We start from the raw sequence: 16,416 nt of genomic DNA on the forward strand, positions 1-16,416 counted from the left end.
CTGGTGATGACGTCGATGAGGTTCCAGTCGGTGTAGGGGGCCAGGGCCTCAGCACATTCGTGGAGGCGGGCGGCGAAGACGGGTGAGGTGTCGAGGAGTTGGGCTCCCATGCCAGTCCACTGCGCTCCCTGGCCGGGGAAGACGAACACCGTCTTGCCCTGGGTGGTGGCGTGCCCGGTGGTGAGGCGGGGGTGGGGTTGTTCGGTGGCGAGGGCGGTGAGAGCGTCCGTGGCCTCACTGCCCTCGGTGTCGGTCATGATGACGGCGCGGTGGTCGTGGAGGGTGCGGGTGGTGGCCAGGGACCAGCCGATGTCCACCGGCCGCGCGGCCACCCCGGATTCCAGTTGGTCCAGGAGGCGTTGGGCCTGAGCCCGTAGGGCTGCCGGGGTCCTGGCGGACAGGGTCCAGGGCACGGCCCCGCCGGTCGCGACGAGTCCGGGGGTGTCCGTACCGTCGTCCGGCTTCGGCGCGGCGTCGGTTTCCGGTACGGGCGCCTGCTCCAGGATGAGGTGGGCGTTGGTGCCGCTGATACCGAAGGAGGAGATCCCGGCGCGGCGGGGGTGTCCGGTCTCCGGCCAGGGCCGGGACTCGGTCAGCAGGGACACCGCGCCCTGGGACCAATCCACCTCCGGCGTCGGCTCGTTGGCGTGCAGGGACCGCGGCAGCGTCCCGTACCGCATCGCCAGCACCATCTTGATCACGCTGGACACACCCGCCGCGGCCAACGTGTGCCCGGTGTTGGACTTCAGCGATCCGAGCCACACCGGCTCGTCCCCCGGGCGTTCCTGTCCGTAGGTGGCCAGGAGCGCCTGGGCCTCGATGGGGTCGCCGAGGGCGGTGCCGGTGCCGTGGGCTTCGACCGCGTCGATGTCGGCGCCCGACAGCCCCGCGTTCGCCAGCGCCTGCCGTATCACCCGCTGCTGGGAAGGGCCGTTGGGCGCGGTGAGGCCGTTGCTCGCCCCGTCCTGGTTCACCGCCGTACCGCGGATCACCGCCAGCACCTCGTGGCCGTTGCGGCGGGCGTCGGACAGCCGCTCCAGCAGCAGTACGCCGACGCCCTCGCTGAAGGTCGTACCGTCCGCGCCCGCGCCGAACGCCTTGCACAGGCCGTCCGGCGCCAGACCGCGCTGGCGCGAGAACTCCACGAACGCCGAGGCCCGCCCCATCACCGTGGCGCCCCCGGTCAGCGCCATCGAGCACTCGCCCTGCCGCAACGCCTGTACGGCCCAGTGCATGGCCACCAGCGAGGAGGAGCACGCCGTGTCCACCGTGACCGCCGGGCCCTCCAGGCCCAGCACATACGCCACCCGGCCGGAGGCGACACTCGTCGCCGAGCCGGTGAGCAGGTAGCCCTCCAGGTCCTCGGGGGCGGGCCCGCTGCGCACGCCGTAGTCCTGGTTGATGACACCGGCGAACACGCCGATGTCCCGGCCTCCCACCGCGGTCGGGTCCATGCCCGCCCGCTCGAACGCCTCCCAGCAGGCTTCCAGGAACAGCCGTTGCTGCGGGTCCATCGCCAGCGCCTCACGTGGCGAGATTCCGAAGAAGTCCGCGTCGAAACCGGCCGCGTCCTCGAGGAACCCGCCGCGCAGCACATAGGAGGTGCCACTGTGGTCCGGGTCCGCGTCGAACAGCGCCTCCAGGTCCCAGCCCCGGTCGCGGGGGAAGTCGATGATGCCGTCGCGCTCGCCCAGCAGCAGGTCCCACAGCCCATCGGGGTCGGTCACCCCGCCCGGCAGCCGGCAGCTCATCGCCACCACGGCGATCGGCTCGTCCGCCGCGGCCCCGGTGCGCACGGTCACTGGGGCCGCCGCGGCGGGCGCCGGACCGCCGCCCAGCTCGGTGTGGAGCAGCTCGGTGAGGAGGACCGGGGTCGGGTGGTCGAAGAGCGACGTCGCGGGCAGCCGCAGCTCGGTCGCCGAGTTGAGCCGGTTGCGCAGCTCGACCGCGGTCAGTGAGTCGAAGCCCATCTCCTTGAACGCCACCGTCGGCTCGATCGCCTCCGGACCGGTGTGGCCGAGGACCACCGCGGCCTCCGCCCGCACCAGGCCGAGCAGGAACTCCCGCTGCCCGGCGGGCGACAGCCCGGCCAGCTGCCCCGACAGGCCACCGGCCGCCGGGACCGCGGCCGCGGCCCGCGCGGTGCGCCGCACCGGCCGTGCCAGCCCGCGCAGCAGCGGGGACACCTCGGCGTCCGGCGCGCGGAGGGCGGTGAGGTCGACTTTCGCGGCCATGAGTGCGGGCAGTCCGGACCGCAGCCCGGTGTCGAACACCCGCAGCGCCTCGGCGTTGTCCATGCCCAGCACCCCCGCGCGCCGGGTGCGGCGTACGTCGGTGGCGTCCATCGTCGCCGTGAGCGTGCTGGTCTCGCTCCACAGCCCCCACGCCAGCGAGGTGGCAGGCTGGTGGCGGGCGTGCCGCCACTGGGCGAAGGCGTCGAGGAAGGCGTTGGCGGCGGCGTAGTTGGCCTGGCCCGCGTTGCCGAGCGTTCCGGCGGCGGAGGAGTAGATGACGAATGCGGCCAGGTCGTGGTTGTCGTGGGTGAGGTCGTGGAGGTGGGTGATCGCGTCGACCTTGGGGCGGAAGACGGTGTCGAGGCGGTCGGGGGTGAGTGCGGTGAGGATGCCGTCGTCCAGGGCTCCGGCGGTGTGGACCACGGCGGTGAGGGGGCGGTCGGCGTCGATGTCGGCGAGGGCGGCGGCGAGTTGGTCGCGGTCGGCGGCGTCGCAGGCGGTGATGTGGACGGTGGCGCCGAGTGCGGTGAGTTCGCCGGTGAGGTCCGTGGCGCCGGGGGCGTCGGGGCCCTGGCGGCTGACGAGGAGCAGATGGCGTGCGCCGTGGTGGGTGATGAGGTGGCGGGCGACGGTGGCGCCGAGGGTTCCGGTGCCGCCGGTGACCAGGACCGTGCCGTCGGGGTCCAGGGCGCGGGGGACGGTGAGCACGATCTTGCCGGTGTGACGGCCCTGGCTCATCCAGCGGAAGGCCGTCGGGGCTTGGGTGACGTCCCAGTGCCGTACGGGCAGCGGCTGGATCGCACCCTGCCGGAACAGCTCCACCAGCTCCGCGAGCAACTCCCGGATGCGGTCCGGCCCCGCGTCGCCTCCCAGGTCGTACGCCTGGTAGCCCACACCGGGATGTGCTTCGGCCACCGCGGCGGGAACGCGGATGTCGTTCTTGCCCATCTCCACGAACCGGCCACCGGTGCCGAGCAGCCCCAGCGAGGCGTCCACAAACTCGCCGGTGAGGGAGTTCAGCACCACGTTCTGCGCGGGGAACGCGGAGGCGAAACCGAGGTCGCGGCTGGACGCCAGGCGCTCCTCCGGCACCCCCAACGCGGTCAGCACATGGTGCTTCGACGGATGGGCGGTGGCGTACACGGTGGCGCCGAAATGCCGCGCCAGCTGGACGGCGGCCATGCCCACACCGCCCGCGGCGGCATGCACCAGCACCGCCTCACCCGGCTGGACGTCGCCCAGGTCCCGCAGCCCGTACAGCGCCGTCAGATAGGCCACTGGCACCCCGGCGGCCGTGGCGTACGACCAGCCCTCGGGGATCGGCGCGACGGTTCGCGCGTCCGCGGTGGCCAACGGGCCGAACGAGCGGGGGAACAGGCCCATCACCCGGTCGCCCACGGTCAGGCCCTCGACACCCGGACCGACCTCGGTCACCACACCGGCACCCTCGCCGCCCAGGCCCTCCTGGCCCGCCACGCCGCCGAGCGCGACGAGCACGTCCCGGAAGTTCTGACCGGCGGCGCGGACCTCGATCCGGACCTGACCGGTGGCCAGGGGCGCGGTGGCCTCGGGGTCCGGCCGCAGCACCAGGTTCTCCAGGCTGCCCTTCTCCGAGACGTCCAGGTACCAGTGTTCGTGCTCGGGTACGGCGAGACCCTGCGGCGACCGCACCAGACGCGGCACCCACAGCAGCCCACGGCGCAGCGCCAACTGCGGTTCACCGGACGCCACCGCGGCGGGCAGCGCCTCCCGCGATACGTCGTCGGCGTCCACCAGGGCGATCCGGCCGGGGTGTTCGGACTGGGCGGAGCGGACCAGGCCCCAGATCGCGGCGGCGGCCGGATCGGCGACCTCGGCGGTGTTGTGCACGGACACCGCGCCGTGGGTGAGCAACACCAGCCGGACGTCGGTGAGTTCGGATCGGTCGACCCACCACCGCACCAGCTCCAGCGCGCGGGTGGCCAGGTTCCGGGCGCGCGCGGGCAGGCCGGTGTCATCGGTGGCCCAGGCCGTGGTGTCGACGACGATGGTCTGGGGCCGGTCCTCGCCCGCGTTGATGTGCGCGATGAGCGCGTCCATGTCGGTGTCCACGTCGGCGTCGCCGTTGGCGTTGGCGTGGGCGTGGGCGTCGTCGAGGGTGGTCCAGGAGACCTCGGCGTCGGCGGTGGCGGGATGCTCGGTCCAGTCCAGCGTGAACAGCGCGTCAGCGGACCGGTCGGCGCCGCTGGAGGCGGCGGCGAGCTGCTCGGGACTGATAGCCCGGAGCACCAGGGAGTCCACTGAGGCGACGGGGGCGCCGGTGCTGTCGAACAGGCTGATGGTGAACGAGTCCGTGCCGGTGGCGCGGGCGCGTACGCGGACGGCGGTGGCTCCCGCCGCCAGCAGCCGCACATCGTTCCATACGAAGGGAAGTGGCGTCTGGCCAGGGGTCGGGGGCACACAGAAGTTGCTCGCGTGCAATGCGGCGTCCAGCAGCGCCGGGTGGATGCCGAACCGGCCGGCCACCTCTGACTGCTCCTCCGGCAGCGCGGCCTCCGCGAACACCTCGCCGTCGCGCTTCCACACCGCCTTCAGACCGCGGAACGCGGGTCCGTACTCGTACCCAGCCTGGGCGAGGTTGTCGTAGAAGTCGTCCAGAGCGACCGGCTCGACACCGGGCGGCGGCCACTCGGCGGTGCCGTCCTCCGTGCCGTCCCGCATCCCGTCCTCGGCCGAGCCGTCCGGCTGCGTGGCGAGTGTGCCCGAGGCGTGCTCAAGCCATTCCTGGGCCTCGGCCGCGCGGGAGTAGATCCGCACGCTTCGGCGCCCGTCCTCCGAGCCGCCGACCAGCACCTGGACCTGGAGCGCGCCGTCTTCGGGCAGCGTCATCGGCTGGCCGATGACCAGCTCTTCCAGGGTGGGGGTGTCGGTCTCGTCTCCGGCGCGGATGGCGAGTTCGGCCATCGCGGTGCCGGGCAACAGCACCGTTCCGGACACGGCGTGGTCGGCCAGCCAGGGGTGGGTGGCCAGCGACAACTGCCCGGTGAGCATCACACCGCCGGTGTCGGGCACGCTCACCACGGCCCCGGTCAATGGGTGGCCGGTGTCCTGAAGACCCACGGCACTCACATCGCCCGTGCTGGTGTTTCGGGTGAGCCAGTAGTGGTGGTGTTGGAAGGGGTAGGTGGGGAGGGGTGTGGGGTGGGGGTTGGTGGTGGTGTAGAGGGTGGTCCAGTTGGGGGTGTGGCCGTGGGTGGTGAGGTGGGCGAGGTGGGTGAGGAATCGGGTGGGGGTGTCGTCGTCGCGGCGGAGGGTGCCGGTGATGGTGGTGTGGGGTGTGTTGGTGGTTTCGAGGGTTTCTTGGATGGCGGTGGTGAGGACGGGGTGGGGGCTTACTTCGATGAAGGTGCGGTAGCCGTCGTTGGCGAGGGTGTGGATGGTGTGCTCGAACTGCACGGTTTGGCGGAGGTTGCGGTACCAGTAGTCGCTGTCGAGGGTGTCGGGTTCGACCCACTGGCCGTCGACCGTGGAGAGCCAGGGGATGGCGCCCGGTTGGGTGGTGACGTCGTGGAGTACGTGGTGTAGCTGGTCTTTGATGGTGTCGACGTGTCCGGTGTGGGAGGCGTAGTCGACGGGGATGATGCGGGCCCTGATGTCCTGGTTGGTGTAGTGGGTGTGCAGCTGGTGGAGGGCGTCGGTGTCGCCTGCGATGACGGTGGCGTTGGGGCCGTTGTGGGCGGCGACCCAGAGTTTGCCCTGCCAGTTGGTGAGGTCGATGGTGTCGGCGGGGGCGGCGAGGGACATCATGCCGCCGTGTCCGGCGAGGTGGTGGGCGATGGTCTGGCTGCGGAGGGTGACGATTTTGGCTGCGGTGGGGAGGGTGAGGTGTCCGGCGACGCAGGCGGCGGCGATTTCGCCTTGGGAGTGGCCGATGACGGCGTCGGGGTGGATGCCTACGGATTGCCAGAGGGCGGCGAGGGAGACGACGACGGCGAACGTGGCGGGCTGGACGACATCGACGCGCTCAAGGCTCGGCGCGCCGGGTGCACCGGTGATGACGTCGATGAGTGACCAGTCGGTGTACGGGGCCAGGGCTTCGGCGCATTCGTGGAGGCGTTCGGCGAAGACAGGGGAGGTCTGGATGAGTTGGGCTCCCATCCCCACCCACTGGGCTCCCTGGCCGGGGAAGACGAACACGGTCTTGCCGTCGGTCCCGGTCTGCCCGGTGACCAGGTGCGGGTCGGGCCGTCCCTCCGCCAGGGCGCGGGCGGTTGCCATGCCCTCGTCGGTGTTCGTGGCGAGGATGACCGCGCGGTGTTCCAGGGCGGCGCGGGTGGTGGCCAGTGACCAGCCCACGTCCACCGCACGCGGGGCGTCCCCCGCCTCCAGATGGCTGACCAGTCGCTCTGCCTGAGCCCGCAGCGCCGCCGGGGTCTTCCCTGACAGCACCCACGGCACCACCCCGCCCGTGGCCACCAGCCCAGGCGCACCCGCGCCATCCGACTCCGCCTCAGCCACGGCAACTTCCGGCGCCTGCTCCAGGACCACATGCGCGTTCGTCCCACTGACGCCGAACGACGAGATCCCCGCACGACGCGGACGCCCCGTCTCGGGCCACGCCCGCGCCTCGCTCAGCAGCGACACCGCACCCGAAGCCCAGTCCACCTTGCTCGTGGGCTCGTCGGCATACAGCGTCTTCGGCAGCGTGTTGTGCCGCATCGCCAGCACCATCTTGATCACACCGGCCACGCCCGCCGCCGCCTGCGCATGCCCGATGTTCGACTTCAACGAACCGAGCCAGAGCGGCTGATCCTCCGACCGTTCCTGTCCGTAGGTGGCCAACAGGGCCTGAGCCTCGATCGGGTCGCCAAGACTCGTACCGGTGCCGTGTGCCTCCACCGCGTCCACATCGGCCACCGCCAGCCCGGCGTTCGCCAGGGCCTGCCGGATCACCCGTTCCTGGGACGGGCCGTTGGGTGCGGTGAGGCCGTTGCTCGCGCCGTCCTGGTTGACGGCGGTGCCACGTACGACGGCGAGCACCTGGTGCCCGTTGCGACGAGCGTCGGACAGCCGCTCCAGCAGTACCAGACCCACACCCTCGGACCAGTTGGTGCCATCGGCCCCCTCCGCGAAGGACTTGCAACGGCCGTCGGGGGCGAGGCCACGCTGGCGGGAGAACTCGATGAACGACGTCGGCCTGCTCATCACCGCGACACCCCCGGCGAGCGCCAACGAGCATTCGCCCGTACGCACCGCCTGAACCGCCAGGTGCAGCGCCACCAGCGAGGACGAGCACGCCGTGTCCACGGTCACCGCGGGCCCGGTCAGGCCCAGTGCGTAGGCCACGCGTCCGGACACGACGCTCCCTGCGCTGCCCACGCCGAGATGGCCTTCCAGGCCCTCCGCCGCGGTCCCGGCGTCGGACCCGTAGTCGTGGTACATCACTCCGCTGAACACGCCGACGTCGGTGCCGTGCAGCGACGTCGGGTCGATTCCGGCGTTCTCGAAGGTCTCCCACGCCGTCTCCAGCAGCAGCCGCTGCTGGGGGTCCATGGCCAACGCCTCACGGGGTGAGATGCCGAAGAAGGCGGCGTCGAATCCGCCCGCGTCGCTGAGGAAACCGCCCTCGCGCACGTAGGACGTGCCCACGGCGTCCGGATCGGAGTCGAACAGCCCGGCCAGGTCCCAGCCCCGGTCCTCCGGGAACCCGGCGATCGCGTCCCGGCCGTCGGCCACCAGCCGCCACAGGTCCTCGGGCGTCCTGACCTCGCCCGGGAGGTGGCAGCCCATCGCGACGATCGCCACCGGCTCGTCGGACACCCCGCGCGCCCGCACCGGCGCCTGCTCTCGCTCGCTCCGCCTCCCGGTGATCTCCCGCACCAGATGCCGCGCCAGCGCGGCGGGGGTCGGGTGGTCGAAGACCACCGTGGCGGCGAGCCGTGCCCCGGTGGCCGCGTTCAGCCGGTTCCTCAGCGCGACGGCGGTCAGGGAGGTGAAGCCGAACGCGCTGAACGCCTGGTCGGCCTCGATCGCGTCGGCCGAGGCCAACCCCAGTGCCGCCGCGGCGTGTTCGCGCGCCAGCGCCAGCGCCGTGCGCTGTCGGCCGGACTCGCTCTCGGCTTCCAGCCGCCGCCGGAACTCCGCGGCGGCGGGCTCGTCCGACGTCGGTACGGCGGACGGCGCGTCCACCAGGTGGCGCAGCACGGCGGGCACCGGCTCGCCGCCCGGCAGCCCCGTGGTGCTCGGCCTCAGCAGCACCAGCGGGCCCTGGCCGGCCGTCAGCGCCGCGTCGAAGAGGGCCAACGCCTCGGGCAGGGGGACGGCACCGGCCACCGGCGCCGTGCCGTGCTCGCCCGGCAGCGGGCCCCATGCCAGGGCCAGCCCGCCCAGGCCCAGCGCCCGGCGCCGCCGCACCAGGGCCTCGCCGAACTGGGCGGCGGCCGCCCGCTCCGGGCGGCCCGGCGAGCCCAGCACTCCCGCGGCGGAGGTGACGACGACGAACAGGGCCGGGTCGGCCCGCCGGGTCCGCTCCTCCAGGTGCGTCATGCCACGCAGCGACGCGTCGAGCGACCGCTCCGGGCCCGGCTCCTCGATGTGCACCGCGGCGGTCACCGGCCGGTCCTGTGCGTCCAGCAGCGCGTCCAGTGCCGGTCGTTCGGCCGGATCGCACACGGCCATCGAGACCTCGGCCCCGTCCTGCCCCAACTCGGTCCGCAGCGCGGCCGCCGCGTCCTCCGGCAGGCCGTTCGCGCTGAGCAGCAGCAGGTGGCGGGCGCCGTACGCGGTCACCAGGTGGCGGGCCAGCGCGGTGCCGCGGGCGGTGTCGCCACCGGTGATCACGACCAGTCCGTCCGGGTCGAGGGCCGGGGCGGGGCCCGGCTCCGGGGGGACCGAGATCCGGGTCAGGCGCGGCACCAGCAGTACGCCGGTACGGATCGCCGCCTGGTCGTGCCCGTCCTCGACGGCACGCCGCAGTGCGGCCTCCCGGCCGTCCTCCCTGCCCCTGCCGACGTCTGCGGACACGTTCATGTCGACGTCTGTGGACACGTCCCTGTCCCCGTCCGCGGACACATCCAAGTCCCCGGACACGTCCACCAGCGTCAGACGGCCGGGGTACGCGGCCTGCAACGACCGCACCACACCCCACAGCGCCGCCGCCAGGGGCTCCGGTGCGGCCTCCTCGGCGCCGGTGGCGACCGCGCCCGTCGTGGCCACCACGAACCTCGTCCCGGTCAGCCGGTCGTCGGCCAGCCACGTGCCCAGTCGGGCCGCCAGCTCCCCGGTGGGGTCCTGCCCCTCGTCCCGCATGTCCCACATGCCCCGCACCGAGGGTGCCACCACGACCACATCCGGGCTCGGGCAGCCGTCCGCCACCTCAGTGCCGTCCGCCACCACAGCGCTGTCCACCACCCGTACGTCGACCCCAACGCCCCGCAGCCCCTCCGCGAGGCCGAGCGCGTCGGCGTCCGTCAGCGCCCAAGTGCCGTTCCCCGCCGGGGCGTCCGGCAGCGCCGCCTGCGGCACCCAGTCCAGCCGCAGCAGGGAGTCGTACTGTCCGTCCCCGGCGGCCCGCAGCCGTGCGGGCAGCTCCAGCAGCACGTGCCGGGTGATCTTCCCCGAGGCGGTGCGCGGCACCCGCGCGATCTCGTAGATCTCCTCCGGCACCTTGAAGTACGACAGCCGCTCGCGGCACATGGCCAGCAGCGCCGACGGATCGAAGCCGTCCGGGCCCGGCACCACGAAGGCCACCGGCACCTCGCCGAGCACCGCGTGCGGCTTGCCCACCACGGCCACGTCCGCCACCCCGGGCACGGTGCGCAGCACGGCCTCGACCTCGCCCGGGTGGATGTTCTCCCCGGCGCGGATGATGAGCTCCTTGATCCGGCCCGTCACCGTGCAGAATCCGGCCTTGTCGCGGCGGCCGAGGTCCCCGGTGCGGTACCAGCCGTCGCGCAGCGCCGCGGCCGTCGCCTCCGGCTGGTTGTGGTATCCGGCCATGATGTTCGGCCCGGACACCCAGAACTCGCCCTCCTGCCCGGCCGGAACGTCCACACCCGTGTCGGGGTCCACCAGTCGCACCGTCAGCCCCGGCACCGGCAGCCCGCACGAGCCCTCGACCCGCTGGCCGGTGGGCCAGTTCACCGCGATCGAGCCACACGTCTCGGTGCTGCCGTACGCGTCGACGAGCGGCACCCCGAAGGTGGACTCGAACGACCTGACCAGGTCCGCCGTGGCCACCGCCCCGCCCACGAGGGCGATCCGCAGCTGGGGTGCGGCGAAGTCACGCTCCCGCGCCGCCTCGATCAGGTGGTGGTAGAGCGTCGGCACTCCGGCGACGAAGGTCGAACGGTCCTCGCGCAGCGCCTCCAGCACATCGGGCGTCGACACCCCGTCCACGATCCGGGTGCTGGCCCCGACGGCGGTCGCCGCCAGCAGACATACGATGTGCGAAAGGCTGTGGAAGAGGGGGAGCGGCCACAGCACGCGGTCCTCGGCGGTCAGCCCCGTCACGGGTACGTAGCAGGCGGCCAGGGACCACAGGCAGTTCCGCTGTGTGGACAGCACGCCCTTCGGCAGGCCGGTGGTGCCCGAGGTGTAGAGCATCCACGCGATCTCGTCCAGGCCCAGGTCATCGCGGGCCGCCAGCTCAGGCTCCGTGTCCGGCAGCGGCTCGAACGCGACGAAACCCTTCGGCAGCGGGCTGTCCCCGCTGACCACCACCCTCAGCTCCGGGAACTGTTCCCGCAGCCGGTCGAACTGGTCGGCGTGGGCGATGTCGGTGAGCACCAGCCGGGCGCCGCTGTCGGCCAGCAGATACGAGAGCTCCGCATCGGTCGAACGCGGGTTGACCGGCACCGTGATGGCGTTCGCGCGCAGGACGCCGAAGTAGCTCTCCAGCATCTCGACGCGGTTGCCCAGACAGATCATCGCGCGGTCGCCGGGGTGCAGCCGCAGCCCGGCGAGATGACCGGCCAGCCGACGGGTACGGCGCTCGAGTTCGGCATGGCTGACCGTACGGTGGCCGTCGGAACAGGCCGGCTTGTCACCGAAGCGATCCGCGTTGGCCTGGAGCAGTTCCGGCACCGGCCGGATCAGGTCAGTCCGTAGCATGCCGCCACACCTCTCGGTTCGAAGCAGGGCGCGCGGGAGCAGCGACCGACCCGCGCGGGATCGCCCCGTGCGCGGGACAGCCGCGCTCCGGTTGCGCGGCCTGAGGGAAAGAAGGCCCGGGAGAGAAAGCTCCAACGAGCTCGAAGAAGCTCGCCGCTGTTGTTGAAATTCTTGTTCCGGCAGCGAGCGGGCCGTCCCCTAAACATCCCCCTCATTCCCCCTGACCGCGGTGGTGGCAGCGGCAGTCAGGAGGAATGAGGGGGGATGGCCGGCGGAGGCTCTACAAACATGTAGATTCTGTTTTCTCCCCACAATGGAGGTATTACTGAGAAGGAGATGCAGATGACGCTGTGGGACCGCCTCAGGGACTCGGTCCAGACGATGCAGGCGCAGCTCACGGCGAAGAAGCACGAGTTGCAGAGCGGGGCGTTCCGGGACGCCAGCATGGCCATGTGCGCCTTGGTGACGGCGGCGGACGGCACGATCGACCCGTCCGAGCGGCAGCGCGTCGCCCAGCTCATCGCCACCAACGACGTGCTCCAGAACTTCCCCCCGGACGATCTGCACCGCCGCTTCGAGGACCACCTCGACGAGCTCATCAGGGACTTCGCCCTCGGCAGGGCGAGCGCCATGCGGGAGATCGGCAAGGCGAAGAGAAGGCCCGCCGAGGCGCGGGCCGTCATCCAGATCGGCATCGTCATCGGCTGCGCCGACGGCTACTTCGACGAGAGCGAACGGGATGTCGTCCGCGAGGCGTGCTCGGCCCTGGACATCCCCCCGACCGAGTTCGACCTCCACCGTCCCCTCCGCGTCCCCCGCCCGTACCGGGCCCCGGACGAGCTCCCGCGGGCGGCGGGCGAGCGGGTGTCCGGGCGGGCGGACTCCGGTACGGGGCGGGCGATACGCCCCGGGGCCGCCGTGCCCGGCGACGACCTCCAGGTCTTCCTCAAGGCGCTGACCAGCGGAACCCGTCAGAAGCTCTTCGCGCACTTCGCCGACGGGGAGGAACTGACCGTCGGGGAGGTCGCCGAGCGCGCCGGGCTCGGTCCGTCGACCACCTCCGAGCACCTCGCGGTCCTCCGGCGCGGTGGCCTGCTCCAGTCGACGCGCAGCGGCAAACTGGTCCGCTACCGCGCCGACAGGGAAGGCATCGCCGAGCTGCTCGGCCAGCTCCATTCCTACCTCCTCGCCCCCTCCGAACCGCAGGACCCCCCTCCCGCCCACGGCTAGGGCTCTAGGGAGTGTCCGGCGGATCTTGGCGGCTGCGGCGCTGCTCCCCTCCCCGCCCCTTCCCGGCACCTGACGATATGCGGCTCCGCCGCGTGGGGGGCTCCGCCCCGGACCCCGGGGTTCCAGGGGCGAAGCCCCTGGTAACGGGAAGGGGCGGGGAGGGGAAAGATCCGCCGGACACCCCGTAGCGCCGTGACCGCACGGGTTCGCCGGATCGGGCCTCACCGTGGCTCCGGCGCGGCAGTAGAGTGCGACGGTGACCTCTCCGCCGGAAAACCCGCCGTCACTCGTCAGCGAAGACGACCGCGACACGGCCGTGCGGCGCCTTCAGGACGCGTACGCCGAAGGGCACATCTCGCACGAGGAGATGGACCAGCGCCTCCATACGGTGCTCACCGCCACGACCCACGACGAGCTCGTGTCGGCGCTGGCCTCGCTCCCGGCCGGGCCCCCGGACACCACGTCCACGATCGCCGCCCACAGCGGACGGATCCGGCGGCGCGGCCCATGGCGGGTGCCACGGACCCTCAAGGTCGAGTCGGCGTTCGGCAGGGTGCACCTGGATCTGTCCCGGGCGGTCATCGAGCATCCGGTCGTCGACATCGAGCTGCGACTGGGCACCGGCAGGGCCAGGATCACGGTGCCGCGCGACGCGATCGTCGACGTCGAGGGCCTGCACACCGGGTGGAAGGACCTGCGCTACAAGCCCCGGCCGTCGCTGCCCGGAGGCCCAGGCGGCCTGGGTGGCCCCGGCGGCCTGGGCGGCCCGAAGATCCGGATCTCCGGGGCCGTGGGGTTCGGACGCTTGAAGATCCGCCACGCGCGGCGTTGAGGCCCGTTCGGCGCCAGGGCCACCTGCCCGGCACCTCTCTGGCTCCTCCGACTCTTGACTTTCCTATCGGGAAAGTAGGACGCTTACTTTCCCGATAGGAAAGTGAGGTCTCGGCATGGAGAACATCGCTCCCGAGCAGGCCCGCACCGCCCTCGACGCGGCCGACCGTGCCCGGCGCCAGGTGGCCGAGGAAGTCGGCCTGCCCCGCGGTTACTGGTGGGCCATGGCGGCCGGCTGGCTCCTGCTGGGCGTGCTCGGCAACGTGCTGCCGCCCTGGCCGGCCGGGGTCGCGACCGTGGGCTTCGGCGTGGGGCACGGGGTGCTCGCGGCACGCCTGCTCGACGGACGCCGACGCACGGATCGGCTGCGGGTGAGCGCGGCGGTCGCCGGTCGCCGCATCCCCCTGGTCGTGGTCGGCATGCTGTTCGGGCTCATCGGGGTCACCGTCCTGGTGGCGCTCGCGCTCGACGCCGACGGCGCCGGCCATGCCGGCATCTGGGCGGCGGTGCTGACCGCGGCCGTCGTCGGGTTCGGCGGACCGGACATCCTGCGCGTTCTGCGTCGGTGGGCGCGGGCGTGACCAAGGCGCTATTCGACGAGCTGATCCATCCCAGCACCCGGCTGTCGCTGGTGGCGACTCTGGCGGCCGCAGACTGGGCGGAGTTCGCCTTCCTCAAGGACCGGCTCCAACTGTCCGACTCGGCGCTCTCCAAGCAGCTCACGACACTCGAAGAAGCCGGGTACGTCGCCACGGAGCGCCGGCTCAGCGGCAGCCGCCGGAAGGTGCGCGCCCGGCTCACCAGCACCGGCCGGGATGCCTTCAACGGCCATATCGAGGCACTGCGGGCCATCGTCGCCGACGCCGCGGCACCGGCCCAAGAGCCTCCGGTGTGAGGCCGACCCCGGCGCTCAGCCGACGTGGACGTGAGGGCGCCGGGCACGGTCGGGCTCGGCCTCGCGGAGCACTTCCCTGGTGACGGGTGCGACCTCCCCCTGGCCGAACAGGAAGAACCGCAGGAACTGCGCGAAGGGGCTGCCCTCGGTCCACTCGAAGTAGATGTGCGGCCGCTGCCCGGTGGCGTCCCGTATGTGGAGCAGCAGGGCGGCCAGCGAGTTGGGGATGCTGGAGCCGTCGAGGGTGAGCACCCGGTACCGGCCGTGCAGCTCCTCGCCGCGCACCCGTACCGCCGTCTCGAAGTTGGACGGGTCGCGCACGCTGACCTCGACGAAGATGAGGTCCTCTTCGGTCGGGATGTCATTGTCGGTCCGGATCTGGTGGATCTTGTCGCGGTATTCGGCCGGGTCGCGGTTGTCCGGCTCGTTGGCGATGAACCGTATGCGGCGGGTGGCGGCATCGCGGACGAACCGCTCCGCCGTGGCGTCCAGCTCCATGTCCGTCACGCGCAGTTCGAAGGCGCGGGCGAGCCGGGAGAGCAGCGACACCAGGATGATGCCCGCGATGAAGCACGCGCCGATCTTCACACCGTCGGGGCGTTCCACCACGTTCACCGCCGTGGTGTAGACGAAGACCACGGAGATCACGCCGAAGCCGATGGTCCAGCCCCGCTGCCGGGCGCGGCGGGCGGCGATGGTGACCGCGACGGCGGCGGAGGTCATCAGGACCAGCACCCCGGTGGCGTAGGCACCGCCCTGGGCGTCCACGTCGGCGTCGAAGAGCCAGGTGACCAGGAAGCCGATCAGGGTGAAGACCAGCACCATGGGGCGCACCGCGCGGGCCCAGTGCGGGGCCATGCCGTAGCGGGGCAGGTAGCGCGGCATCAGGTTGAGCAGTCCGGCCATCGCCGAGGCGCCCGCGAACCACAGGATGCCGATGGTCGCGGCATCGTAGACGCTGCCGAAGACGGACCCCAGATAGTGGTGGGCGAGATACGCCAGGGCTCGTCCATTGGCCTCGCCGCCCGCCTTGAACTCGTCCTGCGGGATGAGCACGGTGGTGATGAAGCTCGTGGTGATCAGGAAGACGCTCATGATCACAGCGGCGGTGGTGAGCAGCTTCCTGGTGTCCCGGATCCGCCCGGTGGGACGCTCCTCGGTGTCGCCGGGGCCGCCGTCCACATGGGGCATGACGGCCACACCGGTCTCGAATCCGGACAGGCCCAGTGCGAGTTTGGGGAACACCACCAGCGCCACACCGACCATGACCAGCGGGTTACCGTGCTCGGCGGTCAGCGCCCGCGACCAGTCGGTGACCACGTGGGACGCGGTCGCCACATGCCACAGCCCGACGATCACGACGACCGCGTTCAGCGCCAGGTAGCCGCCCACGAGCACCACCGCCACCCCGATGGCCTCCATGAAGCCCTTGAGGAAGACGGCGCCGAGCAGGGCGATCAGCCCCAGCGTGATGACCACCTCATGACCGTGCAGAACGCTGGTGAAGTGCGGATTCTCCACCAGGTGGGTGGAGGCGTCGGCGGCCGAGAGGGTGATGGTGATCAGGAAGTCGGTGGCCGCGAACCCCAGCAGCGCCAGCACGAAGAGCTTGCCCTTCCAGAACGACAGCAGCCGCTCCAGCATCGCGATCGACCCCTCGCCATGCGGGCTCTCCTTGGCCACCCGCCGGTACACCGGCAGCGCCCCGGCCAGGGTCACGGCCACCAGCACGATGGTGGCGACGGGGGACAGCAGCCCGGCGGCGAGGGCGGCGATGCCGGGCTGGTAGCCGAGTGTGGAGAAGTAGTCCACGCCGGTGAGGCACATCACCCGCCACCACCGCTGTCCCTTGTGCCCCTCCGGGGGCTGGGCATGCGGCCCCGGCTGCTGCTTGGCCATATCGGACAGGCCCTCCAGCAGCCAGTTCCGCAGCCGACCCCCCTTACGGGCCTCCTCCTGGCGGGGTTCCACATCGGTGGAGGTGGCCATCGCGTACTCCTGGATCACATAGCGCTTACCGATCATGCCATCCACGGACGAACGGCCGAATCAGGGTAAGCGGGACCTTCGCGGGGCCTCGCAGTGGCATGTCCATCACGGCGGCCTTGACATGCTCATCTGCGCACAACTGGACGC

Annotated in this window: 6 protein-coding genes and 1 pseudogene; 5 read left to right on the top strand and 2 right to left on the bottom strand. The window is 72.0% G+C overall.

Annotated features, from left to right (window positions below; all coding sequences use genetic code 11):
- A partial coding sequence (locus JK364_RS36705) for a type I polyketide synthase (protein WP_201855723.1) occupies window positions 1-11,324 on the bottom strand: 11,324 nt, incomplete at its 3' end.
- 342 nt (window positions 11,325-11,666) lie between these two features.
- Here JK364_RS36705 and JK364_RS55805 point away from each other — a divergent pair.
- The 5 genes and pseudogenes from JK364_RS55805 to JK364_RS36725 all read left to right on the top strand — a co-directional run.
- A pseudogene (locus JK364_RS55805) lies at window positions 11,667-12,119 on the top strand (tellurite resistance TerB family protein); the annotation flags it as partial.
- A 123-nt stretch (window positions 12,120-12,242) separates the two neighbouring features.
- On the top strand, window positions 12,243-12,554 hold the full coding sequence (locus JK364_RS55810; protein WP_307841490.1) for an ArsR/SmtB family transcription factor: 312 nt from the start codon (window positions 12,243-12,245) through the stop codon (window positions 12,552-12,554).
- A 256-nt stretch (window positions 12,555-12,810) separates the two neighbouring features.
- Entirely contained in the window at window positions 12,811-13,386 is a 576-nt protein-coding gene (locus JK364_RS36715) for a DUF1707 SHOCT-like domain-containing protein (protein WP_201855725.1), read from the top strand.
- Between the two features lie 115 nt (window positions 13,387-13,501).
- Window positions 13,502-13,966 carry a hypothetical protein gene (locus tag JK364_RS36720; protein WP_201855726.1) on the top strand — a complete coding sequence of 155 codons (465 nt, stop codon included), beginning with the start codon at window positions 13,502-13,504 and terminating at the stop codon, window positions 13,964-13,966.
- Entirely contained in the window at window positions 13,963-14,280 is a 318-nt protein-coding gene (locus tag JK364_RS36725; protein ID WP_201855727.1) for a transcriptional regulator, read from the top strand. The genes JK364_RS36720 and JK364_RS36725 overlap by 4 nt, the downstream gene beginning before the upstream one ends.
- A 15-nt stretch (window positions 14,281-14,295) precedes the next feature.
- Here the strand turns inward: JK364_RS36725 and JK364_RS36730 are convergent, their stop codons facing one another.
- Window positions 14,296-16,269 (bottom strand): APC family permease, encoded by a 1,974-nt coding sequence (locus JK364_RS36730; protein WP_201855857.1) that lies wholly within the window; start codon window positions 16,267-16,269, stop codon window positions 14,296-14,298.
- Window positions 16,270-16,416 lie beyond the last annotated feature (147 nt).

The organism is Streptomyces endocoffeicus (assembly GCF_016741935.1).
GTDB classification, from domain to species: domain Bacteria; phylum Actinomycetota; class Actinomycetes; order Streptomycetales; family Streptomycetaceae; genus Streptomyces; species Streptomyces endocoffeicus.

Bases quoted from the DNA above. Each gene is read 5' to 3' on its own strand.
- JK364_RS36720 (WP_201855726.1), top strand. From the start codon at position 13,502: ATGGAGAACATCGCTCCCGAGCAGGCCCGCACCGCCCTCGACGCGGCC.
- JK364_RS36730 (WP_201855857.1), bottom strand. From the start codon at position 16,269: ATGGCCACCTCCACCGATGTGGAACCCCGCCAGGAGGAGGCCCGTAAG.